The organism is Mesorhizobium sp. 01N446 (assembly GCF_056399285.1).
Genome location: NZ_JBFTRA010000001.1, coordinates 1268394 through 1294604, shown reverse-complemented (window position 1 = coordinate 1294604; position 26211 = coordinate 1268394). Strand labels below are relative to the sequence as shown.

27 protein-coding genes are annotated in these 26211 nt (G+C 64.9%); 13 read left to right on the top strand and 14 right to left on the bottom strand.

Annotation, left to right across the window (positions count from 1 at the left end):
• A complete protein-coding gene (locus AC1DPX_RS06160) occupies positions 1-684 on the top strand; it encodes a cysteine hydrolase family protein (protein WP_477235253.1) in 684 nt (227 codons plus the stop codon).
• A gap of 7 nt (positions 685-691) precedes the next feature.
• Here AC1DPX_RS06160 and AC1DPX_RS06155 read toward each other — a convergent pair whose 3' ends face one another.
• Both AC1DPX_RS06155 and AC1DPX_RS06150 read right to left on the bottom strand, forming a co-directional pair.
• A complete protein-coding gene (locus AC1DPX_RS06155; RefSeq protein ID WP_477235251.1) occupies positions 692-1627 on the bottom strand; it encodes an LLM class flavin-dependent oxidoreductase in 936 nt (311 codons plus the stop codon).
• Positions 1628-1760: 133 nt separating this feature from the next.
• The gene (locus AC1DPX_RS06150; protein ID WP_269904759.1) at positions 1761-1916 is read right to left on the bottom strand and encodes a hypothetical protein; all 156 of its coding nucleotides are present in this window, start codon (positions 1914-1916) and stop codon (positions 1761-1763) included.
• A 91-nt stretch (positions 1917-2007) separates the two neighbouring features.
• On the opposite strand from AC1DPX_RS06150, the gene AC1DPX_RS06145 reads away from it, so the two are divergent.
• Both AC1DPX_RS06145 and AC1DPX_RS06140 read left to right on the top strand, forming a co-directional pair.
• Positions 2008-2160, top strand: coding sequence for a hypothetical protein (locus AC1DPX_RS06145; RefSeq protein WP_477235249.1), 153 nt, complete (start codon positions 2008-2010; stop codon positions 2158-2160).
• A gap of 47 nt (positions 2161-2207) precedes the next feature.
• Entirely contained in the window at positions 2208-2975 is a 768-nt protein-coding gene (locus tag AC1DPX_RS06140; protein WP_202357287.1) for an SDR family NAD(P)-dependent oxidoreductase, read from the top strand.
• 231 nt (positions 2976-3206) lie between these two features.
• Here AC1DPX_RS06140 and AC1DPX_RS06135 read toward each other — a convergent pair whose 3' ends face one another.
• The 7 genes from AC1DPX_RS06135 to AC1DPX_RS06105 form a co-directional block, all read right to left on the bottom strand.
• Positions 3207-4151, bottom strand: a complete 945-nt coding sequence (locus tag AC1DPX_RS06135) for an ABC transporter permease (protein WP_477235247.1) — start codon at positions 4149-4151, stop codon at positions 3207-3209.
• Complete coding sequence (locus tag AC1DPX_RS06130; protein WP_477235245.1) at positions 4148-5203, bottom strand: ABC transporter permease; 1056 nt, start codon at positions 5201-5203, stop codon at positions 4148-4150. Before AC1DPX_RS06130 ends, AC1DPX_RS06135 begins: the two co-directional genes overlap by 4 nt.
• Positions 5203-6693, bottom strand: coding sequence for an ABC transporter ATP-binding protein (locus AC1DPX_RS06125; RefSeq protein ID WP_477235765.1), 1491 nt, complete (start codon positions 6691-6693; stop codon positions 5203-5205). The genes AC1DPX_RS06130 and AC1DPX_RS06125 overlap by 1 nt, the downstream gene beginning before the upstream one ends.
• A gap of 211 nt (positions 6694-6904) precedes the next feature.
• Positions 6905-7936 (bottom strand): BMP family protein, encoded by a 1032-nt coding sequence (locus AC1DPX_RS06120; RefSeq protein ID WP_202357284.1) that lies wholly within the window; start codon positions 7934-7936, stop codon positions 6905-6907.
• A 152-nt stretch (positions 7937-8088) separates the two neighbouring features.
• A complete protein-coding gene (gene pcaF, locus AC1DPX_RS06115) occupies positions 8089-9294 on the bottom strand; it encodes a 3-oxoadipyl-CoA thiolase (RefSeq protein WP_477235763.1) in 1206 nt (401 codons plus the stop codon).
• A 1-nt stretch (position 9295) separates the two neighbouring features.
• Positions 9296-10090, bottom strand: a complete 795-nt coding sequence (locus AC1DPX_RS06110) for a CoA-transferase subunit beta (protein ID WP_202357283.1) — start codon at positions 10088-10090, stop codon at positions 9296-9298.
• On the bottom strand, positions 10087-10944 hold the full coding sequence (locus AC1DPX_RS06105; RefSeq protein ID WP_202357282.1) for a CoA transferase subunit A: 858 nt from the start codon (positions 10942-10944) through the stop codon (positions 10087-10089). Before AC1DPX_RS06105 ends, AC1DPX_RS06110 begins: the two co-directional genes overlap by 4 nt.
• A 120-nt stretch (positions 10945-11064) precedes the next feature.
• Here AC1DPX_RS06105 and AC1DPX_RS06100 point away from each other — a divergent pair, with 120 nt between their 5' ends.
• A complete protein-coding gene (locus AC1DPX_RS06100; protein ID WP_202357281.1) occupies positions 11065-11835 on the top strand; it encodes an IclR family transcriptional regulator in 771 nt (256 codons plus the stop codon).
• Positions 11836-12063: 228 nt separating this feature from the next.
• On the opposite strand, the gene AC1DPX_RS06095 is transcribed toward AC1DPX_RS06100, so the two are convergent.
• The 4 genes from AC1DPX_RS06095 to AC1DPX_RS06080 are packed head-to-tail and all read right to left on the bottom strand — an operon-like array spanning position 12064 to position 16982.
• A complete protein-coding gene (locus tag AC1DPX_RS06095; RefSeq protein ID WP_477235243.1) occupies positions 12064-13362 on the bottom strand; it encodes an NAD(P)/FAD-dependent oxidoreductase in 1299 nt (432 codons plus the stop codon).
• Between the two features lie 2 nt (positions 13363-13364).
• A complete protein-coding gene (locus AC1DPX_RS06090) occupies positions 13365-14744 on the bottom strand; it encodes a glutamine synthetase family protein (protein ID WP_477235762.1) in 1380 nt (459 codons plus the stop codon).
• Between the two features lie 5 nt (positions 14745-14749).
• Positions 14750-16033 (bottom strand): glycosyltransferase, encoded by a 1284-nt coding sequence (locus AC1DPX_RS06085; RefSeq protein ID WP_477235241.1) that lies wholly within the window; start codon positions 16031-16033, stop codon positions 14750-14752.
• Positions 16034-16043: 10 nt separating this feature from the next.
• Positions 16044-16982, bottom strand: coding sequence for a GntR family transcriptional regulator (locus AC1DPX_RS06080; protein WP_202357277.1), 939 nt, complete (start codon positions 16980-16982; stop codon positions 16044-16046).
• A 253-nt stretch (positions 16983-17235) separates the two neighbouring features.
• Here AC1DPX_RS06080 and AC1DPX_RS06075 point away from each other — a divergent pair, with 253 nt between their 5' ends.
• The 9 genes from AC1DPX_RS06075 (at position 17236) to AC1DPX_RS06035 (ending at position 25172) form a co-directional block, all read left to right on the top strand.
• The gene (locus AC1DPX_RS06075; RefSeq protein ID WP_477235239.1) at positions 17236-18300 is read left to right on the top strand and encodes a polyamine ABC transporter substrate-binding protein; all 1065 of its coding nucleotides are present in this window, start codon (positions 17236-17238) and stop codon (positions 18298-18300) included.
• A gap of 282 nt (positions 18301-18582) precedes the next feature.
• Positions 18583-19425, top strand: a complete 843-nt coding sequence (locus AC1DPX_RS06070; RefSeq protein WP_477235760.1) for an ABC transporter permease — start codon at positions 18583-18585, stop codon at positions 19423-19425.
• The gene (locus AC1DPX_RS06065; RefSeq protein WP_477235237.1) at positions 19418-20212 is read left to right on the top strand and encodes an ABC transporter permease; all 795 of its coding nucleotides are present in this window, start codon (positions 19418-19420) and stop codon (positions 20210-20212) included. The genes AC1DPX_RS06070 and AC1DPX_RS06065 overlap by 8 nt, the downstream gene beginning before the upstream one ends.
• On the top strand, positions 20209-21279 hold the full coding sequence (locus AC1DPX_RS06060; RefSeq protein ID WP_477235235.1) for an ABC transporter ATP-binding protein: 1071 nt from the start codon (positions 20209-20211) through the stop codon (positions 21277-21279). Before AC1DPX_RS06065 ends, AC1DPX_RS06060 begins: the two co-directional genes overlap by 4 nt.
• 13 nt (positions 21280-21292) lie before the next feature.
• Complete coding sequence (locus AC1DPX_RS06055; RefSeq protein WP_477235233.1) at positions 21293-22567, top strand: glycosyltransferase; 1275 nt, start codon at positions 21293-21295, stop codon at positions 22565-22567.
• Positions 22564-22914: a cupin domain-containing protein gene (locus AC1DPX_RS06050; protein WP_477235231.1), complete on the top strand. Its 351-nt coding sequence runs from the start codon at positions 22564-22566 to the stop codon at positions 22912-22914. The genes AC1DPX_RS06055 and AC1DPX_RS06050 overlap by 4 nt, the downstream gene beginning before the upstream one ends.
• Positions 22915-22934: 20 nt before the next feature.
• Positions 22935-23276 carry a cupin domain-containing protein gene (locus AC1DPX_RS06045; RefSeq protein ID WP_477235228.1) on the top strand — a complete coding sequence of 114 codons (342 nt, stop codon included), beginning with the start codon at positions 22935-22937 and terminating at the stop codon, positions 23274-23276.
• Between the two features lie 22 nt (positions 23277-23298).
• Positions 23299-23643 carry a cupin domain-containing protein gene (locus AC1DPX_RS06040; protein ID WP_477235226.1) on the top strand — a complete coding sequence of 115 codons (345 nt, stop codon included), beginning with the start codon at positions 23299-23301 and terminating at the stop codon, positions 23641-23643.
• A 20-nt stretch (positions 23644-23663) separates the two neighbouring features.
• Entirely contained in the window at positions 23664-25172 is a 1509-nt protein-coding gene (locus AC1DPX_RS06035) for an aldehyde dehydrogenase family protein (protein ID WP_477235224.1), read from the top strand.
• Between the two features lie 119 nt (positions 25173-25291).
• Here the strand turns inward: AC1DPX_RS06035 and bla are convergent, their stop codons facing one another.
• Positions 25292-26185: a class A beta-lactamase gene (gene bla, locus AC1DPX_RS06030; RefSeq protein ID WP_477235222.1), complete on the bottom strand. Its 894-nt coding sequence runs from the start codon at positions 26183-26185 to the stop codon at positions 25292-25294.
• Positions 26186-26211: the final 26 nt, after the last annotated feature.

Here is a 26211-nt window from a genome sequence, read left to right as displayed (position 1 = left end):
ATGATCAAGGCAACGCCGTTCGACTATCCCTATGATGGCAGGCTGGTGGCCGAAAACACGGCACTTGTCGTCATCGACCTGCAGCAGGATTTCCTGTCGACCACGGGCTATTTCGCCAAGAAGGGTTACGACCCCTCTCCGCTGCGGGCGATCCTGCCCACGGTGAACCGGCTTATCTCAGCCGCGCGCAAAGCCGGCGTCATGGTCATCCACACCAGGCAAGGCTATCGCGCCGACATGGCCGACATGACGCCCTATGAGAAATGGCGCCGCAAGCGCTCCGGGCTCGACGGAACCGACGTCCTGTTGCGCTCGGGCGCTGGGTTCCAGATCGTTCCGGAGGTCGATGTCGCGCCGCAGGACATCATTGTCGACAAGACCTGCAACAGCGCCTTCACCTATACGGATTTCGAGCTTGTGCTGCGCGCGCAAGGCATCACGCATCTGATGTTTTCCGGATGCACGACCGACGTCTGCGTCCACACCACGCTGCGCGAGGCCTGCGACCGCAACTTTCAGTGCCTGACAATCCCGGACGCCTGCGCCAGCGGCGACCAGAGAGCACACGAGGCGGCCCTGCACATGGTGACGGTCGAGGACGGCGTCTTCGGCGTCCTGGCCGATTCAGCCGCCGTCATCGACGGCCTGTCGCGGCTTGGCGACAGGCCTCACGCAGACAATTGAAGGGCCTTCAGCCCGCTGCCCGCGTCTCCAGCCCGGTGCGAGGCGCATAGGCCCCCGGCTGAAAAGCATCATGCTCGCGGCGTGCCAGCGAGTTGCGCAACAGCGCGATCGTTTCACGGCCGACCGTCGCGATCTCGCGCGGCGTGTCGACGCCGACGAACATGAATTCATCGATCCCGAGCCCGGCATAGGCAAGCAGCGACAAAGCGACCTGGGCCGGCGGCCCGGACAGGTCGACCGCCTTGTGGCCGGTGGCGGAAGCGCCCTGGTGAATCCTGACCGGAAGCGCGAAGCGCAGCTTGCCGGCCCGGCCATGTTCGGCCGCGGCGCCACGCACCCGCTCCATCAATTGCCTGATATCATCGATCGAGCCGGGCGCAAGTTCGAAGACATCGGCATGCCGGCCCGCCACTTTCAGCGCGGTTCCGGATTGCCCACCCATGCGGAGGGTCAGGTCGGCGCCGTGCGGGCCTTTGCGCGGCACATAGCCGCCCTTGATGCTGTAGAAAGCGCCTTCATGGTCGAAGGGCCGCTCGTTCGACCATAGCCGCTTCAAAAGCACGAGATATTCATCCATGCGCTGCCAGATGACGCTGTGCCCCACCGGCCGTGAATCGGCATCGTCATCATTCAACGGCTCGCTGATCATCCTGAGCGCCAACCGTCCGCCGCTTTTTCGGTCGATCGATGCCAATTGGCGCGCCGCCACGGTCGGCTCGACGACACCCGCCCAATGGGTCAGCACGACCTCGAGCGAGGCGGTGCGGTCGAGCACCTGGGCGGCAAGATCCATATTGGTCAGCAGCCCGGCCGAATCGTCGACGACGATCTTCCGGAAGCCGCCATCCTCGATCAGCCCGAGCTTGGTCGCCGTCTCGGCAAAGTCATAGAAAAAGGGTACGGCGGCGGTCTTGCCGGGGACATGGGTGAATTCGATCGGCATTGTCATCTCCTCCATCGCTGGAATCATGGATGCGCTGAAATGCGAACCACGGCCGCGCGCAAACGCGCCGGGATCCGGTTCATTCAACTCCGATTGCCTGAAGACGGGGAACTAGCCCTGTCGATCTTGTGCCTTAGGGAATGAGGCCCAGAACGACGGCCCCGGTGAACACGAACGCAAGGGCAAAGACGAGATAGGCGAAAGCTCCGGCATAGGCCGGGCGAAAGGTCTGGGCATTGGCCAGCCTCTGGCCGTTGCTGTCAGTCTGAGCGTTCTGGATATAGGACATATCGACCTCCGTCTCGCCGGTTAATCTATAAAACTTGTAGACTTTATCGATTGCTATTTTTGAGCGATAGGGAGAATAATTTTCTCATTTCATGGCTCAAGTTGGTTATGAATTGCTGGGATCGCTTGTCTGCGCGATCGATCGGCGCGGCATGAGCGTCGCTCCAGACGCCGGTGAATTGACCTATGTCCTTGTTCCCGCTGCACCCAATTCGTCCATTGGCCGCGTGGTGCGGGCGCTGTAGCATCGCCCGACAAGCAAACGCGAACTGGGATGAACAGGGGAACAAAAATGGGCGAAAGACTGGCCGGCAAGGTCGCCATCATCTCGGGCGGCGCGACGGGAATGGGCGGGGCTGCCTCGGAACTCTTCGCGGCCGAAGGCGCCAAGGTCGCGATCATCGACCGCAATGGCGAGGCGGCCGCCGCAACGGCCGCAGCGATCCGCGCGCGCGGCCATGTCGCCGAGCATTTTGTCGCCGACGTCTCCGACGAGGCGCAGGTCGAAGCGGCGGTGAAGGGCGCGACCGAAAAACTCGGCCCGGTCACGGTGCTGTTCAACCATGCCGGCACCATCGTGATAAAGCCGTTCCTGGAGACGACCGTGCAGGAGTGGGATTGGCTGCACGCCGTCAATGTGCGCTCGATGTTCCTGATGACGCGCGCCGTGCTGCCCGGCATGATCGCGGCCGGCGGCGGCTCGATCGTCTGCACCTCGTCGATCTCGGCGGTGGCGGCGACACCGAACGAGGTGCTCTACGACACCACCAAGGGCGCCTGCCACATGTTCGCCCGCGCCATCGCGGTGGAGTTCCGCGACCGCAACATACGCTGCAACGCCGTCTGTCCGGGCTTCATCAGGACGCCCCACGGCCTGCGCGAGGTCGCCGACCTCGGCAAGCTTGGCGTCGACGTTTCCGATGCGGCGCTTGCGGCACAGCAGGGCCGCATCGGCGAGCCGGAAGAGGTGGCAAAGGCAGCGCTGTATCTCGCCAGCGACGAGGCCAGCTTCGTCAACGGCGCCCATCTGTTCGTGGACAATGGTTTTACCGCGATGTGAGGCTTTCCGTTGAGGTTGGCGCTGCCCCTCATCTGCCTGCCGGCATCTTCTCTCCGTGAACGGGGAGAAGATGGCTGGCCGCAACGCCGGCGCCCAATCTGCAACGCTGAAAACTGGCGAAACCGTCGACGGCAGCGACCTTTCTCCCCGTCACTATACGGGGAGAAATGCCCGGCAGGGCAATGAGGGGCAGCGCGAACGCTGAAGGTCTCGCCGGATGAGCCGCAAGCCCTACCGCTCCTCCCGTCGAAACGGCTTCAACAGCGCCGAGGGCGCCACCGCGTTGCGCGACATCACCGCCATGGCAACGATGGTGAAGATGAACGGCAGCATCAGGAACGCTTCGTAGGGGATATGCCCGAGCCCGCTCGCCTGCATGCGCAGCTGCAGCGCATCGACGAAGGCGAACAGCAGTGCGGCACCCGCCGAACGCCACGGATCCCAGCGGCCGAACACGACCAGCGCGATCGCCACCCAGCCGCGTCCGGAGACGACGCCGAAGGTGAAGGCGTTGAACTGCGCCATCGACAGGAAGGCGCCGGCCAGCCCCATCAGCGCGCCGCCGAGAATGACGGCCTGGAAACGCGTGGCAATGACACTGACGCCGGCGGAGTCCGCCGCGCGCGGGTTTTCGCCGACCATGCGCACCGACAGGCCCCAGGGCGTGCGGTAGAGCACGAAGGCGGCGAGCGGTATGGCCAGGATCGCCATGTAGACCAGCGCGAACTGGTTGAACACCGCCGGCCCCAGCACCGGAATGTCGGACAGGACGGGTATCGGCAGCGTCTGAAAACCCTTGATGCTTGGCGGCACCGACTGCTGGCCGAAGATCAGCCGGTAGAGGAAATAGGCGAGCCCCGACGAGAACAGCGTGACGCCAATGCCGCAGACATGCTGGCTCAAGCCCAGCCCCACCGTGAACAGCGCATGCAGCGCGCCCATCAGCATGCCGGTCAGCACCGCCACCAGCACGCCGAGCCACAGGCTGCCGCTGAGGCTGGTGGCGGTGAAACCGGTCATGGCGCAGAGCAGCATGATGCCTTCGATGCCGAGATTGAGCACGCCGGCCCGCTCGGAGAACATCTCGCCGAGCGTGGCGAAGGCCAGCGGCGTGGCGATGCGGATGATGGCGGCCAGGAAGCCGACCTGGAAGATCTGTTCCAGCACCACGCTCATCGGGCAGCCCCCACACGGCGAATGCGATAGGCGGTGAACAGCAGCGCCACCAGCATGGCAAGCAAAGCGGTGCCCTGGATCACGTCGCTGAGGAACGCCGGCACGCCGGTCGCCCGCGACATCGCCTCCGCGCCGGTCATCACGGCGGCGAGGAAGATCGCCGCCGGCACGACGCCCAGCGGATTGAGCCGCGCCAGCATGGCGACGACGATGCCGGAGTAGCCGTAGCCCGGTGAAATGTCGCTCATCACCTGGAAATGCACGCCACCGACCTCGCCGACACCCGCCAGCCCCGCCAGCGCGCCTGACAACAGCGCGGTCGAGAGCAGCACCCGCTCGACATGGATGCCGCCGTAGCGGGCGGCTTCCGGGTTCTCGCCGGTGACCCTGATGCGGAAACCAAGCGTCGTGCGCGCAATCAGGAACCAGATCAACGGTGCGGCGATCAGCGCCACGACGACGCCGAGATGCAGCCGCGTGCCTTCGATCAGCACCGGGAAATTGGCCGAATCCTCGATCGGCGGCGAGATCGGATAGCCGCTGAAACTGTCCTTCCACGGCCCCTCGATCAGCGCCATCAGCGCATAGTAAATGACCGAGTTGAGCAGCAGCGAACTGACGACATCGTCGACCTTGAATTTGACCCGCAGCGTCGCCGGCACCAGCGCGACCACGGCTCCGGCAGCGGCGCCCGCCACGGCCATAAACAATATGGCGAGCGCTCCCGGCATCGGGATGCCGCCGACAAAGCAGCTCGCCACCGCGCCGGCCAGCAATTGCCCCTCGGCGCCGATATTCCAGAACTTGGCCCGGAAGGCGACGGCGACCGCGAGCCCCGTGAATATCATCGGTGCGGCGCGCACCAGCGTTTCTGTGATGGCGTAGCTGTCGCCGAGCGAAGCTGTGAACATCACGCCGTAGGATTCGAGCACGCCCGCACCGGCCAGCGCGATCAGGCCGCTGCACAGGAGAAGAGTCGCCGCGATCGCCACCAACGGCAGCGCCAGATTGAACCAGGTCGGCGTCGAGGTGCGGACTTCCAGGCGAAACATCAGCTGTGGCCCTCCGCTCCGGTCATCAGCAGGCCGAGCCGCGCGATGGTCGCATCGGCGCTGTCGAGCGTGCCGACGATGCGGCCCTCATACATCACCGCGATGCGGTCGCAGAGCACCAGCAGCTCTTCCAGATCCTCGCCGATGACGATGATGCCGCAGCCCTTGGCGCGCATGTCGAGGAACTTTTCGTGGATGAAGCGGGCCGCACCGATGTCGAGGCCGCGTGTCAGCTGCGAGACGATCAAAACCTTCGGGTCGAAGGCGAGTTCGCGCGCCAAAAGCGCCTTCTGCAGATTGCCGCCGGACAGCGCCCCGGCGCGGGTCATCGGTCCGGGACACCTGATGTCGTAGGCCTTGATCTGCTCTTCGGCGAAGGCGCGGATGGCGTCGGGTTTGAGCAGGCCCTTGGCTGAAAAGGCTGCGGTGCCGATGCGCGGCAGCACCATGGAATCGGCAAGCGGCAAATTGGTCACCAGACCCGTCGTCATGCGGTCCTCCGGGATGCGGCCGAGGCCGAGCGCCTGCACCTCGCGCGGCGAAAACCGTGTGACCATCTGGCCCGCGATCGTCATCCGGCCGGCATCGGGCGCACGCACGCCTGAAATCACTTCCGCCAGCGCCCGCTGGCCATTGCCCGACACGCCGGCAATGCCGAGAATTTCGCCGGCGCGGACGGCAAGCGAGACGTCGCGCAACATCGTGCCCGCATGCTTCGAGGTCGAAATGCCATCGAGCGTCAGCACATCGGCACCGGGCGTCGATGGCCCTCTGGCCGGCGGCACGATCTCATGCCCGCACATCAGCTGCGCCATTGCGGCGGATGTCGTGTTGGCCGGATCGTCGACACGCCCGGCGACGCGGCCATGCCGCAGCACCGTGCAGCGATGGGTCAGCGCTCGCACCTCGTTGAGCTTGTGCGAGATGAAGATGATTCCCAGGCCCTGCGCCGCCATCGAGCGCAGCGCCGAGAACAGCCCGTCGACCTCGCTTGGCGCGAGCACCGCCGTCGGCTCATCGAGGATCAGGAGCCTGGCGCCTCGAAACAGCGCCTTGACGATTTCGAGCCGCTGCTGTTCGCCGACCGACAGCGCCGAAACCGGCAGGTCGGGGTCGAGCGTCAGCCCGTGCTGGCGGCCGATTTCGGCCAGCCGTGCAAGCCCGCCGGCACGGTCGATCCGCCCGCCCTTGCCGGGAATGCCGATCAAGAGGTTCTCCAGTACGGTCAGCCTTGGGGCCAGATGAAAATGCTGATGCACCATGCCGATGCCGGCGGCCAGCGCATCGGCCGAACTGGTGATCCGCACCGGCTGCCCCTGGATGAGGATTTCGCCGGCGTCCGGCGCGTAGGCGCCGAACAGCACGTTCATCAGCGTCGTCTTGCCGGCGCCGTTCTCGCCCAGCAGGCCGAGGATCTCGCCCGGAGCCACGCTCAGGTCGACAGCCTCGTTCGCCTTGACGGCGCCGAAGCTCTTGGTGATGCCGCGCATTTCGATGAGGGGGGCGGGCGTCGGCAAGGGGGTATTTCCCGTTGAGAGGTGGCGTTGAAGCAGCTCTTCACCCTCCCCCTCGTGGGGAGGGTCGGCTCACGATCGCAGCGAAGCGAAGATCGCGAGACTGGGTGGGGGTGCGGCGCCGAAGCCCACCACCCCGATCCGCTTCGCGGATCGACCCTCCCCACAAGGGGGGAGGGTAAAGAACTCAATCCGAAACCGGCGTGTTCTCGTCCACATCCACCCGGAAATTGCCTTCCAGAATCTCGGCCTTCTTCTTCTCGACCAGATCCTTGACGTCCGCCGGCAGCGTCTTGTCGAACTTGTGGTAGGGGGCGAGATAGGAGCCGCCCTTGGCCATGCGCGAGAAATCGCCGTAGTCCTGTGCGGTGTAGACGCCGGCCTTGACCAGTTTGATCGCCTGTTCGACCGTCGGGTACATGTCCCAGACCGGGCCGGTGATGACGGTGTCGGGGCCGAGGCTCGACTGGTCCGACATGTTGGAGATGGCGAGGATCTTCTTCTCGACCGCCGCCTCGATGACGCCGAAGCGCTCGGCGTAGATGACATCGACACCGGCGTCGATCTGCGCCACCGCGGCTTCCTTGGCCTTGGGCGGATCGAAGAACGAGCCGATGAAGGCGACCTTCTTCTTGACGTTCGGATTGACCTCCTTGGCGCCGGCAAAGAAGGCGTTGACCAGCCGGTTCACTTCCGGAATGCCCATCGCCGCCACGGCGCCGACCGTGCCGGACTTCGACATCTTGCCGGCGATCATGCCGGAGAGATAGGCGGGCTCGTGGATCCAGTTGTCGAAGACACCGAAATTGGGTTCAGCCGGACCGGCACCCGAACCGAACAACCAGGCCGTCTTCGGGAACTGTTTTGCGGTGCGGCGCGATTCACGCTCGGCGGCGAAGGCATCGCCCAGCACCAGCTGGTAGCCGCCTTGCGCATATTCGCGCATGACGCGGCTGAAGTCGGCGGTCTGCACCTTCTCCGACCATTTGTATTCGATGCCGAGTTCCTTCTCCGCCTTCTGCAGGGCGACATGGATCTGGTTGTCCCACGGCTCCTCGATCGGCGTGGCGAAGATCGCCGCCACTTTCAGCTTCTTGTCCTTGGCGAAGGCCGCATTCGGCAGCATGGCCGCCGCCAGGCCAAGCGCGCCGAGCTCCAGCACGTTGCGCCGCGAAAGACCTTCGGGTGTCGACGAAAATTTGTTCTTCCGGTTTTCCATTGCATTCCCCTCTGTTCGACAGCCGTGTCGAGCCGGCCGTTCTAAAAATCAGACGGGGAACTATGGAACGGGTCCGGACTTTTGTCCACATGGTCAAATTTGGCGACGCGCCGAATCTGACCATGTTGTCAGCAAGTCAAGAGGTCGCGCAATCAGGCCCGCTCAAGCGCGATGGCGATGCCCTGGCCGACGCCGATGCACATGGTGGCCAGCGCATAACGGCAGCCGCGTTCGCGAAGCTCCAACGCCGCCGTGCCGGAGATGCGTGCGCCCGACATGCCCAGGGGATGGCCGAGCGCGATGGCGCCGCCATTCGGGTTGACGTGCTCGGCATCCTCGGCAATGCCGAGCTCACGCAACACGGCGATGCCTTGCGAGGCAAAGGCTTCGTTGAGCTCGATGACATCGAATTGTTGCGGCGTCAGGCCCAGCCGCGCGCACAGTTTCTGCGTCGCCGGCGCCGGCCCGATGCCCATGATGCGCGGCGCAACACCGGCGGCGGCCCCGCCGAGAATGCGGGCGATCGGCGTCAGTCCGTATGTCTTCACCGCCGCTTCCGAGGCAACGATCAGCGCAGCCGCGCCGTCATTGACGCCGGACGCGTTGCCAGCGGTCACCGTGCCGCCCTGGCGGAACGGCGTCGGCAGCTTGGCCAGCGCCTCGACGGTGGTGCCGGCGCGGGGATGCTCGTCCTTCGAGACAACCACCGCGTCGCCCTTGCGCTGCGGGATGGTCACTTCAGTGATTTCCTTGGCCAGCCTTCCATTTGCCTGCGCCGCGACCGCCTTGTCCTGGCTGCGCACGGCAAAGGCGTCCTGGGCCGCGCGGGTGACGGCGAATTCTTCTGCCACGTTCTCGCCGGTCTCGGGCATCGAATCGACGCCATACTGCTTCTTCATCAGCGGATTGACGAAGCGCCAGCCGATGGTGGTGTCGTAAATCTCGGCATTGCGCGAAAACGCCGTGTCGGCCTTGGGCATGACGAAGGGCGCCCGGCTCATCGATTCGACGCCGCCGGCGATCATCAACTCGGCCTCGCCGGCCTTGATGGCTCTAGCTGCGATAGTCAGCGCATCCATGCCCGAGCCGCACAGGCGGTTGACGGTCGAGCCCGGGATTTCCTTCGGCAGGCCGGCCAGCAGCAGCGCCATGCGCGCCACGTTGCGGTTGTCCTCGCCGGCCTGGTTGGCGCAGCCATAGACGACGTCGTCCACCGCCTGCCAGTCGATGCCGGCATTGCGCTCGATCAGCGCCTTCAGCGGGATGGCGCCGAGATCGTCCGCGCGCACCGAAGACAGCGAACCGCCGAAGCGGCCGATCGGCGTGCGGATATAGTCGCAGATATAGGCCTCGGCCATGTCATGCAGCCTTTGCTTTTCCGGTTCCCTCATGCGCCGCCTTGGTGCGGGCCTGCAGGTCGCGCAATGTGTTGAGTTCGAGTTCGCTTGGCGCCGGTGTTTCGTCAAGCGCCTCGGCGAACTTAACCACCCAGCCACAGCTGTCCTGCACCTGCTGGCGGGTGACGCCGGGATGCAGCGACACGACCGTGAATTCCTTGGTCAGCGGATCCGGCTTCCAGATGGCGAGATCGGTGATCAGCAGCGTGGGCCCGGCCGTGTCTATCCCAAGCCGCTTGCGGTGATCGCCGCCCTCGCCATGGCCGAAGGAGGTGAAGAAGTCGATCTTTTCGACCATGCCGCGCTTGGTCTGCGCCATGGTGATGTAGATCTCCTTCGACGAGGTCGCGATCTCCGGCGCGCCGCCGCCACCAGGCAGTCTGGTCTTGGGGTGAAGATAGTCGCCGATGACCGTGGTGTTGATGTTGCCGAACTTGTCGAGCTGTGCCGCGCCGAGGAAGCCGATCGAGATGCGGCCGCCCTGCAGCCAGTAGCGGAACATTTCCGGCACCGCGACCGTGGTGACGGCGGTCTCGCACAATTCGCCATCGCCGATCGACAGCGGCAGCACGTCGGGCGCGGTGCCGATCGTGCCGCTCTCGTAGATCAGCGTGATATCGGGCGCATGCGTCAGCCGCGCCACGTTGCAGGCGGCGGACGGCGCGCCGATGCCGACGAAGCAGACGTCGTCATTCCGCAGCGCGCGGCTGGCGGCGATCGTCATCATTTCGTTGGGGGTGAAGCCCAGCTCGCTCATGCCGCTTTCCTCAGATGCTCGACGCGGCCGGCGAAATCGTCGGCGCTCTTTTCGATGACGTTCGCCTGCATCCAGGCCTGGAATTTATCGCGGTCGGCGGCGATCTCGTCCCATTCCAGATAGGCGGCGTTGTCGCGTGCATAGTAGCCATGGGCGTAGGACGGGTGCGAACCGCCGGGCACGACCGAGATCGCCGCGATCGTCCAGCGCGGCAGCACGGTGAGATTGGGATGCAGATCGTCGAAATTGTCGACCACTTCCTCCACCGTCACCACGGCGCGCCTGGCCGCCAGCACGGCCTCCTTCTGGATGCCGATAATGCCCTCGACAAGCACATTGCCGTTTTTGTCGGCCTTCTGCGCGTGGATGAAGGTGACATCGGGCCGGATCGAAGGCACGGCCGCCAGCACCTCGCCGGTGAACGGACATTTGACCGACTTGATGTTGGGATTGACCGCCGCAAGGCCTGCGCCGCGATAGCCTCGGAACACCGCGCACGGCAGTCCGGCCGCGCCCGCCTCATAGGCATTGGCCATACCGGCATGGCTGTGCTCCTCGACCTCGATCGCCCGGGGAAAACCGTTCTCGATGGAATCGCGGGCGCGTCGCAGCAGGCCGACGCCGGGATTGCCGACATAGGAGAAGACGATCTTCTTCGCCATGCCCATGCCGATCATCTGGTCGTAGATCAGGTCCGGCGTCATGCGGATCAGGGTCAGGTCGCGAAACCCCTGGCGGATCGCCTCATGCGCGGCGGCGGTCGGGATCAGATGGGTGAAGCCTTCGAAGGCGACGGAGTCACCATCGTTCAAATTCTCGGCCACGGCCTGTTTGAGCGGCAGGAACTTGACCATCGATCGGGCTCCGGGTTCAGAAAGTTCGCATTGCGAACATTTGTTTTACATGGGATACTTTCTAAGCTATCGTATGGAGCGGAGTCAATCCTGGCGACGATGCCGTCTGGCGGAGGTGAAATGGACGAAGAGGCTGCTTCCCGTGACCATGTCGGCTCGCTGGAGCGCGGCCTTGCCGTGATGGAGATCCTCGCCCGCCACCCCCAGGGCATGACGCTGACCGAGATGGCCGACGAAGCCGGCCTGACCCGTGCCGGCGCCCGCCGCTTCCTGCTGACGCTTGTCGCATCAGGCTATGCCACGCAGGACGGCCGTGTGTTCTCGCTGTCGCCGCGCCTGCTGGCCGTTGCCCGCACCTGGCTCGGTGGCGGCTCGCTGTGGAGCTTCGCCGCGCCGATCATGCGGACCGTCGCGACACAACTGAACGAGGCCTGCTCGGCGGCGATCCTGTCGGGCCAGGATGTCGTCTATGTCGCCCGCATTCCCGGCCGCCGCATCCTCAGCGTGTCGCTCGATGTCGGCACCAGGCTGCCCGCCTACTGCACCTCGATGGGGCGCATGCTGCTCGCCGGCCTAACGGCTGAGGATCTCGACAAATTTCTGGACCAGGCGACCATCGAGAGACGGACGCCGAAGACGATCACCGACATCGGGCTGCTGGCCGGCGCCATCGGCAAGGCGAAGGCCGACGGCTTTGCCATCGTCGACGAGGAACTGGAGCTCGGCCTGCGTTCCATCGCCGTGCCCATCCGCGACCGCGCTGGCAGCACGGTGGCGGCGATCAATGTCTCGACGCAGTCGGCGCGATTTACCGTCGCCGAGATGGAGCGGGAGATCCTGCCGGCGCTGCTTGGGGCAAGGGAGCGGATCGAGGATTTCTTCGTCGTCTAATCAAATCGCCCGAGACTTTCCACGCCTGCGCCGCCCCTCATTGCCCTGCCGGGCATTTCTCCCCGTATAGAGACGGGGAGAAAGTGGCTGGCCTCAACGCCATCACCTCCTCTGCAACGTTGGTGATTGGCGAAAGCAGCGATCGCAGCGCCCCTCTCCCCGTCTCTATACGGGGAGAGGATGCCGGCAGGCAGGTGAGGGGCGGCGCTGCCGTCGAAAATTACCCCCTCAATGCTTGATCCGGTCCCGCATCGCGTACCACAGCATCCCCAGCACATAGAGCGGCCCGCGCAGCGCCGTGCCGCCGGGGAACGGCAGCGGGGTCAGCGTCGAGAACAGGTCGAGCCGTGAAGCATCCCCCGTGATCGCTTCCGCCAGCAGCTTGCCCGACAGCGTCGACAGGATGACGCCCTTGCCGGAATAGCCATGCGCGAAATAGACCTCGCCATAGTGCCCGACATGCGGCAGCCTGGATGTCGTCACCGACACCAGCCCGCCCCAGGCATGATCGATGCGACAGCCCCTGAGCTGCGGGAAAGTGGCTTCCATATGCGGCCGCACGAAGCCGGCAATGTCGGCCGGCGGCGATGGCGTGTAGCGCTCGCCACCGCCGAACAGCAGGCGTCCGTCCGCCGACATGCGGTAGTAGTTGACGACGAAGCGCGTGTCCGACACCGCGACATTGGCCGGGATGACATTGCGATTGCCTTCCAGCGGCTCGGTGGCGACGATGTAGTTGCCGACCGGCATGATGCGGCTGTTGACGCGCGGCTCCAGCCCATGGAGCAGCGCATCGCCCGCCAGCACGACATGTTTGGCTCGCACCGATCCCTTCGATGTCGAGACGCGGACCGAAGGCTCGCGCTCCAGCTTCACCGCCACCGAATTCTCGTGGATGACGACGCCGGCGGCGACTGCCGCGCGGGCAAGGCCGAGCGTGTAGTTCAGCGGGTGCATGTGGCCGCCGAGCGGCTCATACATCGCGCCGTGATAGGGCGTGTCGACCTTGGCCCGCGCCTCCGCCGCTGAGAGGATCTCGACATCGCGGAATTTCATCGCGCTTTCGAGGCATCTGGACTCTTCCTCCAAATCCTTGAGGTCGGAGCCGTTGACCGCGCCGACCAGATGGCCGGTGAGCCGCAGATCGCAATCGATGGCATGGCGCTCGATGATGTCGAGCACCAGGCCGYGCGCCTCGAAAGCGAGGTCGAACAGCACCTTCGCCCGCTCCGGCCCGTAGAGCTTGACCAGACCCTTGGCGCCCTTGCGCAGGCCGGGGATCATCTGGCCGCCATTGCGGCCCGAGGCGCCCCAACCGATCTTGCCACCTTCGAGCAGCACCACCTTCAGGCCGCGCTCGGCAGCGTGAAGGGCGGCCGACAGGCCTGTGCAGCCGCCGCCGACCACCACCAGGTCGGCCTCGACATCTCCCACCAGCGCCGGATGGTCCGGCGCCGGATTGGCGGTGGCGACATAGTAGGATTTGCCGATATCGAGACCGGAGTTGAAACCTGTCGAAGATGCCATGATCACACCTTCAGCAGCAGATGGTCGCGTTCCCAGCTCGTCACCACGCTCTGGAACAGGTCGAGCTCGACGCTCTTGACGCGCAGATAGGTCTGGAAGAAGTCCTCGCCCAGCAGTTTGCGCACCGGCTCGCAGGCGGTGAATCGGTCGAGCGCCTCCTCCATGGTTTTCGGCAGCGTGCTCTTGATCTTGTAGGCATTGCCCGTGGCTTCCGCCGAGCGCGCGAGTTTCTGCTCAACGCCGAGATAGCCGGCAAGCAGCGATCCGGCGATCGCCAGATAGGGATTGGAATCGGCGCCCGGCAGCCGGTTCTCCACGCGCCGTGCCGCACGCCCACCGGCCGGCACGCGCAGGCCGCAGGAGCGGTTGTCGTGCGACCATTCGATGTTGGCCGGCGCGCTGTGGTTCGGCCGGATCCGGCGGAACGAGTTCACGTTGGGCGCGAACAGCGGCATGATCTCCGGCACGTATGTCTGCAGGCCGCCGATGAAATGGCCGAACATCTCGGTGTCGGCATCATCGTCGCTGGCAAACAGCGCGTTGCCCGCCTCGTCGATGACCGACATGTGCAGGTGCATCGAGCTGCCCGCTTGCGCGGCGATCGGCTTGGCCATGAAAGTGGCGTGCATGCCGCATTGCTGCGCGGCCTGGCGCGTCAGCCGCTTGAACAAAAGCACCTGGTCGGCCAGCGGCAGCGCGTCGCCATGCAGGAGATTGATCTCCAGCTGCCCCGTGCCCGATTCATGGATCAGCGTATCGAGCGGCAGCCCGGCGGCCGCGGCATAATCATAGACGCGGCGGATCACCGGTTCGAATTCTTCCAGTGCCACCATGTCATAGGGATGCTGCACAGTCTCCGCGCGGCCATTGCTGCCGACCGGCGCGGTCAATGGCCTGTCCGGATCGGGGTTGGGCGCGGTGAGGTAGAATTCGACTTCCGGCGCCACCACCGCGCGCCAGCCGCGCTGGCGGTAGAGATCGAGCACGGCGCGCAGCACATGGCGCGGCGAGGCCATCCACGGCCTGCCGTCCATGTGGAAGGCGTCGGCGAAGACATAGGCCTTGCCAGCGCCCGCGCCCGGTGCCAGGCACAGCGTCGAAACGTCAGGCACCATGCGCATGTCCGGGTCGGAATAGGCAAAGCCCTCGTCGATCGAGCCGGAATAGCGGCCGTCGATGCTGACGAGAAAAGCGCTGCTCGGCAGATAGAGCGCGCGGTCTTCCAGCGCCTTGAGGAATTTCGCCGTCGGCAGCGCCTTGCCGCGCAGCACGCCGTTCATGTCGGGCACCAGGCATTCGACCTCGTTGATGCCGTGCTGGGCCAGCCAGGCCTTGGGATCGTTGCCGCTGGAGAGAGAGGTGTTGGTGTTCTTGTCGAGCATATCGTTCAAGTCCGTATCAGAGAGAGTATGGCTTGCGCGGCCACGTCCGTTCCGGGTTTCAGCGCCATCTCAGCTGCATTATCCCTGAGGCGGGCGCGCATTGCGTCGTCGGCCAGCAGGCCGAGAATGGCGCTCTCCAATACTCCTTCGGTCCAGCCGTCACGGCCGATATGGTCGCCGGTGCCGGTCTCTTCTGCGCGACGCGCATTGTCGTGACCGTCCCAGCAATAGGGCATGATCAGCGACGGCACGCCGAAGCGCAGCGCTTCGCAAAAACTGTTGTTGCCGCCATGGTGGATGAACAGGTCCGACTTCGCCACCACCGATGGCTGCGGAAACCAGGCGTCGAGATAGACATTGTCCGGCACCGCGCGATAGGCGTCGCGCAGGCCGCCGACATTGACGATGAAACGCGCCGGCAGCCTGTCGAAGACGGCAAGCATGCGCTCGATCAGCCCGACATCCATGGCCCCGAGACTGCCGAAGGCGACATAGACCAGCGGTCCCTTGTTGCGCGGAAACACCGGCACCTCGAACGGCCCTTCCGAGCGCACGCAGCCTTCGAGATAGACGAAGCGCTGCGGATCGAGCGGCTCGGCGCGCTCGCGCCGCACGATCGCCGGCGTCAGCAGCAGATTGAGATCGGGCGAGCTTTCCAGGAACAGGCCCTTGGGTAATGGCGGCAGGCCGGCATCCACTCGAAATCGGTTGAAGCGGTCATGCACCGGCGCCGAGGCCGAGAGATAGCGCGCCTCGAACGCCGCGCGTTGCGGATCGTCGGCAGCCATCCCTGAAAGGTAGGGCGGCACTTCGGCGTCCGGCAGCTCCGTCTCGGCGCAGGAGACGACCCGCACCCAAGGACAGCCGGCGGCGGCGATCGCCGGGAACATGATGACATTGTCGAGCACCACCGCGTCGGGCTTCAGCCGCGCCAGCAATTGCCGCAGCGGCGCCTCGGCATTGACCGCCGTGTCGACGATCGCTTGCCAGGTCGGCGCGACATAGGTTTCGAGCTGGTCGATCGGGCTCAGCCGGAAATGCGGCAGGTGCCGGCGCACGAAGGCCTGCCAGTAGCTCTGGCGCTCGCTGTCGCTCAGCGGCTCGTCGGTCGGCAGCTGGTATTCCTGGAAGCCGTAGTCGGCAAAGACGCCGGAGAAGCCGGCATGGCAGATGAAGACGGGCCGGGCGCCCCTGGCACGCAAGGCCTGCGCGATGCCGACGCAATTCAACGCGGCGCCGAAGCTGGCTTCGGGAAACAGCGCGATGGTCGGGCTGGCTTTGCGCGTCAATTAATCCTCTTCATTCCGGCCGGCTGATCATGCCGAACAGGGCGGGCGCCCCGCGGCTGGCCGCTTGCGGTCGCTGGTTGCGGGAGAGCCGCAGGTGGATGCGAAGCAGATCGGCAGCCACCTCATACTGCCGGCTTTCGAGATGGTCGAGTATGTTCAGATGTTCCAGCAGCGATTGCCGCAGCCGGAAGACGTTGACGCCGGCATAGATGCCCGGCAGCCGGCGCAGCCTGAGATGATCGGCCAGCGCGTCGGCGATGAAGCGGTTGGCTGAGCCCTCGGCGATCATGCCGTGGAAATCCATGTCCAGCCGCTGGAACTCTCGCGTGTCGAAGGCGGCATCCGGCAGCGCCGACAAAGCGTCCATGCCTTGACGCAACGCGGCCGCCCGCGCGCCGTCCAGCCGGAAGCCTGGCGTCAGGATCGCCGCCGGCTCCAGCAGCAAGCGGAACTCGTAGCTTTCGCCTTGCGCCTCGGGATCGTCGGGCGTGCGGCGGAAAAGCCAGGACTGGCCGGGCGCGCGGTCCAGTAGATTCTCGTCGGTCAGTTTATTAAGCGCTTTTAGTACCGTCTTCCGCTCGGCACTGTACCGCCTCATCAGCCCGGCCGCGGTAACCGTCTGATCCAATCGCCGCGCCGAGCGGTCGCGCAGGATCGCCTCGGCCAGTTCGTCCTCCTCCGCGCTGGGAAGCTCGGCCGATATGGCCGGCTGCGCGGCGAGGTCGACGGCCAGATGATAGCCGGTATCGGCCTCCCAGCGCACGACGCCCCGTTCGGCGAGCAGACTGAGTGCGGCCCGCACCGGCGTGCGCGAGACATTGCACAAAGAGGCGATCTGCTGTTCGGGCAGGCGCGCGCCGGGCTCGAAGCCGCGCTGGCGCGCCACATCCAGGATGCGCTGCGCCAGGTCGAGATGGTTGGTGCGAGGTCGTCGGGCTGCGGCTTGCATATGTGGTCTCGGTGGACGGACGTAGGTCGATATGCTTTGACCGATCGGCCTCGCGGACGCAATCGGCCAGATTCCTCGGTCGCCCAGATTCCTGGGTCGCTCGACAAATTATGGATTGACGTACTTTTTTCTGCAATAGTACTGTCTGCGCAATCGGCGATAAAAAGACCGAGGGAACAGGATCGAAGGCAGCGGCAAGGGTCGCGCCCGATCCAGCACAGAATTCGACGATCAACCGGAATGGGAGTCTGCCATGACCGCTACCAGCCCGCGGCGCCGTGCGCTCAAGGTCTCTTCAATCGCTCTCGGCCTTGCCCTGGCGCTGTCGGCGCCGGCAATCGCCGCCGACCTCGTCATCTCCAACTGGGACGGCTACATGGCGCCCGACGCCATGGCCGCCTTCAAGACCGCCACCGGCGTCTCCGGCGAAGTGGTGGTGCACGCCACCAATGAGGAGATCATGGGCAAGCTGATTGCTGCCGGCGGCAAGGGCTACGACGTGGTCTTCGTCTCTTCGCCCTTCGCCGAAGTGCTGAACAAGCTCGGCCTGACCGAGCCGATGGACCACGCCAAGATCCCCAACCTCGCCAACCTCTATCCGGAAGCAACCAAGCTGCCGCACGATGTCGGCAACAACTTCTCCGTACCCTACACCTGGGGCACGACCGGCCTCTGCTACCGCTCGGACCTGGTCAAGACGGCGCCGACGAGCTGGAGCGACCTGCTCGCGCCTTCCGACGCGCTGAAGGGCAAGACCACCATGCTGGCGACCGATCGCTGGCTGCTGGCCGCCGGCCAGCTCGACAAGGGCTTTTCCGTCAACGAGACCGATCCGGCCAAGATGGCCGAGGTCAAGGACCTGCTGATTTCGGCCAAGAAGACCCTGCTCGCCTATGACGACACCACCTTCTATTCCAAGCTGGTGTCCGGCGAAGCGCTGATGGTGCAGGCCTGGGACGGCTGGTGCAATTACGGCATCGCCGAGAAGCCGGAGATCAAATACGTCATCCCGAAGGAAGGCTCGGACCTCTGGGTCGACACGATGGTGGTGATGAAGGCATCCGAGCACAAGGACGACGCGTTCAAGTTCATCAACTTCATGCTCGACGCCAAGAACCACGCCTGGGCGGCGCAGAACATCGACTACAAGGTGCCGAACAAGCCGGCTATGGAAAGCCTGCCGGCGGATTTCCTGGCCAAATTCCCCAACATGGCGATGCCGGTGGCCGATCTCGTCAAGTTCGAGCAGCTGCGTGACGTCGGCGAAGCCCAGCGCGACTATTCCAAGATCGTCAGCGAGATCAAGGCCGCGCAGTAGGCGGCGTTCCAGCAGCATCTTGGAATTGAGCTTGCGTTCCTTGTCCCAACACCCCTTCATCCGGCCGCTCCGCGGCCACCTTCTCCCCGTGGGGGAGAAGAGGAAGGCGCTGGCGTCAGCAACCTCCTCTCCCCTCGGGGAGAGGTCGGATTGCCCCGAATTGCTCTTCGCAATTCGGTTGGCAATCCGGGTGAGGGGGCGACTGCCGAGACACCATTTCGACGCCGTTGAGATGATCGGCAAGGGTGCCGCTTGACGCGACCTTCCCGCTCCTCCTTGCTGATGGCCCCGGCGCTGGTCTGGCTGACCGCGCTGATGGTGGTGCCGTGCGCGCTGGTGCTGGCGCTCGCCTTCTTCCGGCGCGGCATCTATGGCGGCATCGACTACACTTTCACGCTGGAGAATTTCGGGCTGGTCTTCGACCCGCTTTACGCCGGCATTTTCCTGAAATCCGCGCGCATCGCCGGCACCGCCACGCTGATCGCGGTGGTGATCGGCTATACCGCCGCCTACGCCATCGCAGCCGCACCGCGCCGCTGGCAGCCCGTGTTCCTGTTCTTCGCCGTGCTGCCGTTCTGGTCCAACTATCTGATCCGCACCTATGCCTGGATCGTGCTGCTCAACCGCGGGGGCCTGATCACCCAGCTCCTCCGCTGGTTCGGCTATACCGGCGAACCGCCATCGATGCTCTACACCGAAGGCGCGGTCATCGCCGGCCTGGTCTACAACTATCTGCCCTTCGTCATCCTCGCCTGCTACGCGCCGCTGTCGCGGCTCAACCCGGAACTCGCCGAAGCCTCGCGCGATCTCGGCGCCTCGGCCGCCACCACCTTCCGCCGTGTCATCCTGCCGCTGACCGTGCCCGGCATCGCCGCCGGCGCGGTCTTCGTCTTCGTGCTGTCGATCGGCAATTTCGTCACCCCGGCGCTGCTCGGCGGCGGCCGTTTCCAGATGATCGGCAATCTCGTCTACGACCAGTTCCTGACCGCCAATGACTGGCCGTTCGGCGCCGCGCTCGCCATGGCGCTGATCGCCATCATGCTGCTGGTGCTGATGGCGCAAGCGATGGCCGCCAATCGCGCCTCGGGGCAGGCAGCGCAGGCTGCGGGAGACACAGATGGCTGAGCGCTCTCCGGCGACGCGGCGCACGCTCTGGCTTGTGCTCACCCTCGTCTTCGCCTTCCTCTACATCCCGATCGCCGTGCTGGTGGCACTCTCCTTCAACGAAGGCGGATTGCCGACGGCGTGGTCGGGCTTTTCGCTGAAATGGTACGCCGCGCTGGCCCACAATTCCGCGATCCTGTCCGCCGCGCTCAACACGCTGATCGTGGCGCTGGTCTCCACGGCCATCGCCACCTTGCTCGGCACGCTGCTGGCGATCGGCGTCGAGATGCGCCGGCAATATGGCAGAGGGCTGGAAGCGCTGATCTTCGCGCCGATGATCATTCCCGACATCGTATTGGCAATCGCATTGCTGTCGTTCTTCTCCATGCTCAATTTGACCATGGGCCTGCACACCATCATCCTCGCCCATGTCGTCTTCAACCTCGCCTTCGTCTGCTCGGTGGTGCGTGCCCGGCTGAAGAGCTTCGACTGGTCGATCGTCGAGGCCTCCGCCGATCTCGGCGCCTCCGCGCTCACCACGTTCCGGCGCGTGACCTTGCCGGTTATCCTGCCGGCGGTGATCGCCGGCGCGCTGCTCGCCTTCACGCTGTCGGTCGACGAGTTCATCATCGCTTTTTTCACTGCTGGCGCCGGTCGCGCCTCGACGACGCTGCCGATGCAGATCTACGCCATGATCCGTTTCGGCATCACGCCGGAGATCAACGCGCTGGCGACCATCGTCATGGCGGTTTCCATCACCGCGCTGACCCTATCGCAGCGGCTCAACCGTGGGATCATCGGCCAATGAGCGAACCGCGCACGCTGCTGGCCATCGATCATGTGTCGAAGACTTTCGGCCGGGTCACCGCTGTCGATGGCATCTCGCTCGACATCCGCGAAAATGAATTCTTCGCTTTGCTCGGCCCGTCCGGCTGCGGCAAGACCACGCTCTTGCGCATGCTCGCCGGTTTCGAGACGCCGAGCGACGGCCGCATCCTGCTCGACGGCAAGGACATCGCCAAAACCCCGCCCAACAAGCGGCCGGTCAATCTGATGTTCCAGTCCTACGCGCTGTTCCCCCATATGAGCGTGCGCGCCAATGTCTCCTACGGCCTGGAGATGGAGCGTCTGCCGGCTAAGGAAATCCGCTCCCGCGTCGATGCTATCCTGGCGACCACCGAGCTTGTCCCCTTCGCCGACCGCAAACCGGAGCAGTTGTCGGGCGGCCAGAAGCAGCGCGTCGCGCTCGCCCGCGCGCTGGTCAAGCGGCCCCGGCTGCTGCTGCTCGACGAGCCGCTCGGCGCGCTCGACAAGAAGCTGCGCGGCGCCATGCAGCTGGAACTGAAACGCCTGCAGCACGAGGTCGGCATCACCTTCGTCATCGTCACCCACGACCAGGAAGAATCGCTTGTGATGGCCGACCGCATGGCGGTGCTGAAAGACGGCAAGCTGCTGCAATGCGACACGCCACACGCGGTCTACGAGCATCCGGCCGACCGTTTCGTCGCCGACTTCATCGGCGTCATGAATTTCATCCCGGGCAAGGCGTCGGCCGATGGCGTGGTGGCCGCGAATGGTGCGCGCATTGCCGGCAAGGTCCCCGCAGCGCTGACCCCTGGCGCATCGGCGGTCGCCTCGGTGCGGCCCGAACGTATCCGGCTTTTTGAGGCTCAGACCGCCAACCGCACGACCGGCACGGTCGAGGCGCTAGCCTATCACGGCCTCGACCTGCAGCTGCATATCCGCACTGCCCTGTCGCCCAAACCGTTCCTGGTGCGCGTCACCGCCGATGCCGCCGACCGCAGGCCGGTTTCGTCAGGCGACCAGGTCGAACTCGGCTGGGATGCCGCCGATGTCAGAATTTTCGCAGAATGAGAGGAGCAGCCTGATGGCGCAGAAGACGATCGCGTTTTTCCCGGAAGCCGCTTACGGCCCGGCGCTCAATTCCGTCGGCATCGCGCAAGCCGTCGAGGCGCGCGGCCACAAGGCCGTGTTCCTGTCGGACCCCGGCTTCGTCGAGGTGTACAGGGGCTACGGTTTCGAGGCGCATCCGGTGAACCTCTCCGAACCGATGCCGCCCGAGCAGATGGCCAAGTTCTGGGAGGATTTCATCAACGGCCACATTCCCAACTTCCGCAAATCGCCCTACGACCAGATCGACAATTATGTGAAGGATTGCTGGACGGCGATCGTCGACAGCGCCAAATGGGCGCAGAAGGACCTGCCGGGCGTGCTGGCCGCCATCAAGCCTGATGTCATCTGCGTCGACAACGTCATCCTGTTCCCGGCCATCAAACAGTTCGGCAAGCCGTGGGTGCGCGTTATCTCCTGCTCGGAAAACGAGATCGAGGACGAGGACATCCCGCCGCATCTCTCCGGCTGCGGCGAGAACGACCATGCCGGGCACCAGCGCTACCGCGACCATTTCAACGCGGTGATCAAGCCGATCCATGACGACTTCAACGCCTTCCTGAAGGCCAACAACGAGGCGCCCTACCCGGTCGGCCAGTTCTTCGAGGCGTCGCCCTATCTCAATCTGCTGCTCTACCCTGAAGCGGCAAAGTTCAAGCGCCGCCATCCGCTCGACCCCCGACAATTCCAGTATCTCGAAGGCTGCGTGCGGCAGGAGAAGCCTTATGCGGTACCGATCTTCGCTGAGAACAATGACGGGCCGCTGCTCTATGTCTCCTTCGGCAGCCTCGGCGCCGGCGATGTCGAGCTGCTGAAGCGCATCATCGCGACGCTGGGCCAGACGCGCTACCGCGCGCTGGTCAATGTCGGCGGCTACAAGGACCAGTACACCGACGTGCCCGGCAACGTCATCGTCGAGAGCTGGTTCCCGCAGCCTTCGGTGATCCCACAGGTCGATGCGGTGATCCACCATGGCGGCAACAACTCGTTCACCGAGTGCCTCTATTTCGGCAAGCCGGCCATCATCATGCCCTATGTCTGGGACGGCCACGACAACGCCACCCGCGTCGAGGAAACCGGCCACGGCTTCGGCATGCCGCGCTACGACTGGACCGATGCCGAGCTGGTCGCCAAGATCGAGACCTGCCTGACCGATCCCCAGATGAAGGCGAAGCTGGCGAAGACATCGGCGCAGATGCACGCGCAGAACGGGCCTGAGAAGGCAGCGGGTTTGCTGGAGGCGCTGCTGTGACCTCCTCCGCCCCGCACCTCCACCACGCATCCACCCGCACCGATCTCGTCGACTGGGGCGCCCAGCCCGACGCATTGGAAGGCGCCTCGCATTCCACCGGCAGGCTGGTGCACAAGGGACCCAACAACCAGCCGGAATCGGGCATCTGGGTGTGCACGCCGGGCCGCTGGCGGCTCTCGATCCCGCGCGATGAATTGTGCCATTTCGTCGCCGGCCGCGCGACCTACCGCTCGGATGTCGGCGAAGTGATAGAAGTGTCGGCCGGGACCGTGGTCATGTTCCCTGCCGGCTGGACGGGTGAATGCACGGTGCACGAGACCATGCGCAACGTCTACATGCTGGCTTGAAAGCAACGGAGCTGGATCACATGTCGACACCGCATTGGCTGCAGGCCTCGACCGTGGAACTGGAGGATTGGGGCCCGGGCAGCAACACGCTTGCCGGCGCGCCGCGCGCCTCCGGCAAGATCCTGTCGCAGAACCCGGATGGATCGAGCGAGTGCGGCCTGTGGTCCTGCACGCCGGGCACGCGGAAAGTCACCTTCGCCGCCGACGAGTTCTGCCATTTCCTGTCGGGTCACGGCAGCTATGTCCACGACAATGGCGAAGAAATCCCGGTCGCGGCCGGAACGCTCGTGTTCTTCCCCGCCGGCTGGACCGGCATCTCCGCCATCACGCAAACGCTGACCAAGGCCTTCATGTGCCGGTGAGCATCTTTTCAAGGAAATCGATATGACCACGCCAATCATGCAATCGCCTCTCGCCGTCACCGACCTCGTCGACTGGGGCGTCATCCCGACCATGATCGAGGGGCAGTCCCATACTTCGGGCAAGCTGCTCCACAAGGGACCCGAAGGCCGCTCCGAATCCGGCCTGTGGGTCTGCACCCCTGGCAAATGGCACTGCCACGTCACGCGCGACGAGTTCTGCCACTTCCTCGAAGGCCGCTGCACCTATGTGCACGAATCCGGCGAAGTGATCGAGATCGAGCCGGACACGGCGGCCTTCTTCCCGCAGGACTGGAAGGGCATCTGCACCGTCCATGAGACGATCAAGAAGGTCTACATGATCCGCTGAGCGGACCTGAAAGGACGACCATGGATTTCGACCCTGACCGGCCGACCTTCTTCGTCAATCCGGACTACCGGCCGATGGCCAGTGCAAGCAAAGCAGTGATCGATCCGGCAACGCTGGAAACGGTCGGCGCCATCGCGGCGGCTAGCGATGGCGAGATCGACGCCGTGCTCACCGCGGCAACCAAGGCGCAAGTCGCCTGGAAAGAGCTCGACGCCAAGAGCCGGGCAAAACATCTGCATGCGGTCGCCAACGCCATCGAGACGGCTGACTTCACCCGCTGCGCCGAGCTGATGGTGCGCGAGATGGGCAAGCCCTATCCGGAAGCGATCGGCGAGATCGCCAATTGCGCGCCGATCTTCCGCTATTATGCCGAGATGGCGCGCGACGATGCCGGCAAGGTCGCCGGCACGACGCAGGCCGGTTCGTTCCAATATGCGCGCTACGAGCCCTACGGCGTCTCCGTCCACATCATGCCCTACAACTTTCCGATCCTGCTGATGTGCTGGACCGTTGCGGCCTCGCTCGCCGCCGGCAATGCCTGCATCATCAAGCCGGCCGAAGCGACGACGCTGTCGACGCTGGATTACATGGCGGTGTTCCGCTCGCTTCCCGAGGGCCTGGTCTCCTGCCTGCCCGGCGCGGCCGCGACCGCCCAGGCGCTGATAGCTTCCGATCGCACCCACGCGGTGGCCTTCACCGGCTCGGTTGCCGCCGGCAAGGCGGTGGCGGTCGCTTGCGCCGAGCGCATGAAGCCTTGCGTCATCGAGGCCGGCGGCAGCGATCCGCTGATCATCAGCGAGCACGCCCCTTTGGAGATCGCCGCGGCCGGCAGCGTCACCGCAGCCTTTCACCTCACCGGCCAGGTCTGCACCTCGGCCGAACGCTTCTTCGTCGTCGATGCCGTGCATGACCGCTTCGTCGAATTGTTTGCCGAAAGGACACGCGCGCTTCGCATCGGCAATGGCATGGACAGGACCGAGATCGGTCCGCTGGTCAGTGAGGCGGCTCGTGCCAAGGTCATGCGCCTCGTTGACGATGCCATCGCGCACGGCGCCAAGGCGGTCACCGGCGGGCGCATTCCACCGGCGCACAACACCGGCTGGTTCTACGAGCCGACGATCCTGACCGGCGTTACTCCTGACATGGCGATCGTGCGCGAAGAGTGCTTCGGCCCGGTCGCCGCCATCTGCCGCGTCAAGGATTTCGATGAGGCGATCCGGCTGGCCAATGACAGCCCGTTCGGCCTTGGCGCCTCGGTGTTCACCACGGATCTCGCCGAAGCACATGAGGCGGCCGAACGGCTCGAGGCCGGCATGGTCTGGGTCAACAATCCGCTGATCGACAACGACGCCCTGCCCTTCGGCGGCTGGAAAGCCTCAGGCCTCGGCCGCGAACTCGGCCGCCAGGGGCTCGACGCCTTCCGCCGCTCGAAAATGGTCATCATCGACCACAGACCGGCGATCCAGGACTGGTGGTATCCCTACCCCGACAGCTGGTTCCGCGAGACCGGCGGCCGCAAGCATGTGTGACGCAATTCCAGGAAAAGTGTGACGCGGTTTTCCCGGGAAAGCGCGTAGCGCTCTCCCTTGGGATTTGCGTCAAACCGGCGAGCAGATGCAGCGCGGTATCGCCGCGCTGCTCGAATGGTTCACACCCCGATCGCTTCGACCAATGCCCGCGAGACGGAAGCAATCACCGCGTTGCGTTTCGCCGGGCTCTGCTCGGTGCCGGTCAGGTAGACCGACATCAGAACCGGACTGCCTGACGGCGGCCAGATGACCGCCGCGTCATTGGTGCTGCCATGGGCACCGGTGCCGGTCTTGTCGCCGCATTTCCAGCCCTTCGGCAATCCTGCCCTGATGCGGTCGTCGCCGGTCTTGTTGGCCACCAGCCAGTCGACAAGCTGCGCCCGGCCCCTTTGCGAGAGGCTGTCGCCGAGGGTGAGACGTTCGTGGTCGTCGATCATGGCCAGCGGCGAGGTCGTGTCGCGCGCGTCGCCCGGTGTCGACTCGTTCAGCTCCGGCTCGATCCGGTCGAGCCTCGTCACCGTGTCGCCGATCGAGCGCAGATAGGCGGTCAGCTGCGGCGGCCCGCCAAAGGAAGCCAGCAGCAGATTGGCCGCGCCATTGTCGCTGACCGTTACCGCGGCCTCGCAGAGCTGTGCCACCGTCATAGTGCCGCCGGCGAACTTCTTGGTCGTCGGGGAATTGGCGATGATGGCGTCATGCGGCACCTCTATACTGCGGTCGAGTTGTTCGATGCCGCCATCGACACGATGCAGGATCAGTGCGGCCGCCAGCGCCTTGAAGGTGCTGCACATCGGGAAGAGCTCGTTCTCGCGATAGCCGAACTGAACCGTCGTTCCGGCGATCCGGCAGGCCACGCCAAGCCGGCCACCRCTTTTCGCCTCGATCCGCCTTATTTTCGGCGCCAGCCCATCAAATTTTGTCGGGCTTGTTGCCGCCTTCGCCATCGCGCCAAGCGGGATGGGGGCCGTCAAAACCATTGCGAGACCACCGATGAAACTGCGTCTGCTCGTCATGTCCATACTCTCTGTTGCCCCGCGCC

Excerpts from the sequence above, each read along its gene's own strand:
- AC1DPX_RS06075 (WP_477235239.1), top strand. The coding sequence starts at position 17,236 with ATGACCGCTACCAGCCCGCGGCGCCGTGCGCTCAAGGTCTCTTCAATC.
- AC1DPX_RS06140 (WP_202357287.1), top strand. The coding sequence starts at position 2,208 with ATGGGCGAAAGACTGGCCGGCAAGGTCGCCATCATCTCGGGCGGCGCG.
- AC1DPX_RS06045 (WP_477235228.1), top strand. The coding sequence starts at position 22,935 with ATGTCGACACCGCATTGGCTGCAGGCCTCGACCGTGGAACTGGAGGAT.
- AC1DPX_RS06155 (WP_477235251.1), bottom strand. The coding sequence starts at position 1,627 with ATGCCGATCGAATTCACCCATGTCCCCGGCAAGACCGCCGCCGTACCC.
- AC1DPX_RS06135 (WP_477235247.1), bottom strand. The coding sequence starts at position 4,151 with ATGAGCGTGGTGCTGGAACAGATCTTCCAGGTCGGCTTCCTGGCCGCC.
- AC1DPX_RS06160 (WP_477235253.1), top strand. The coding sequence starts at position 1 with ATGATCAAGGCAACGCCGTTCGACTATCCCTATGATGGCAGGCTGGTG.
- AC1DPX_RS06150 (WP_269904759.1), bottom strand. The coding sequence starts at position 1,916 with ATGTCCTATATCCAGAACGCTCAGACTGACAGCAACGGCCAGAGGCTG.
- AC1DPX_RS06055 (WP_477235233.1), top strand. The coding sequence starts at position 21,293 with ATGGCGCAGAAGACGATCGCGTTTTTCCCGGAAGCCGCTTACGGCCCG.
- AC1DPX_RS06090 (WP_477235762.1), bottom strand. The coding sequence starts at position 14,744 with ATGCTCGACAAGAACACCAACACCTCTCTCTCCAGCGGCAACGATCCC.
- AC1DPX_RS06120 (WP_202357284.1), bottom strand. The coding sequence starts at position 7,936 with ATGGAAAACCGGAAGAACAAATTTTCGTCGACACCCGAAGGTCTTTCG.
- AC1DPX_RS06145 (WP_477235249.1), top strand. The coding sequence starts at position 2,008 with ATGGCTCAAGTTGGTTATGAATTGCTGGGATCGCTTGTCTGCGCGATC.
- AC1DPX_RS06125 (WP_477235765.1), bottom strand. The coding sequence starts at position 6,693 with ATGCGCGGCATCACCAAGAGCTTCGGCGCCGTCAAGGCGAACGAGGCT.
- AC1DPX_RS06035 (WP_477235224.1), top strand. The coding sequence starts at position 23,664 with ATGGATTTCGACCCTGACCGGCCGACCTTCTTCGTCAATCCGGACTAC.
- AC1DPX_RS06130 (WP_477235245.1), bottom strand. The coding sequence starts at position 5,203 with ATGTTTCGCCTGGAAGTCCGCACCTCGACGCCGACCTGGTTCAATCTG.
- AC1DPX_RS06060 (WP_477235235.1), top strand. The coding sequence starts at position 20,209 with ATGAGCGAACCGCGCACGCTGCTGGCCATCGATCATGTGTCGAAGACT.
- AC1DPX_RS06065 (WP_477235237.1), top strand. The coding sequence starts at position 19,418 with ATGGCTGAGCGCTCTCCGGCGACGCGGCGCACGCTCTGGCTTGTGCTC.
- pcaF (WP_477235763.1), bottom strand. The coding sequence starts at position 9,294 with ATGGCCGAGGCCTATATCTGCGACTATATCCGCACGCCGATCGGCCGC.
- AC1DPX_RS06080 (WP_202357277.1), bottom strand. The coding sequence starts at position 16,982 with ATGCAAGCCGCAGCCCGACGACCTCGCACCAACCATCTCGACCTGGCG.
- AC1DPX_RS06070 (WP_477235760.1), top strand. The coding sequence starts at position 18,583 with ATGGCCCCGGCGCTGGTCTGGCTGACCGCGCTGATGGTGGTGCCGTGC.
- AC1DPX_RS06100 (WP_202357281.1), top strand. The coding sequence starts at position 11,065 with ATGGACGAAGAGGCTGCTTCCCGTGACCATGTCGGCTCGCTGGAGCGC.
- AC1DPX_RS06110 (WP_202357283.1), bottom strand. The coding sequence starts at position 10,090 with ATGAGCGAGCTGGGCTTCACCCCCAACGAAATGATGACGATCGCCGCC.
- AC1DPX_RS06105 (WP_202357282.1), bottom strand. The coding sequence starts at position 10,944 with ATGGTCAAGTTCCTGCCGCTCAAACAGGCCGTGGCCGAGAATTTGAAC.
- AC1DPX_RS06040 (WP_477235226.1), top strand. The coding sequence starts at position 23,299 with ATGACCACGCCAATCATGCAATCGCCTCTCGCCGTCACCGACCTCGTC.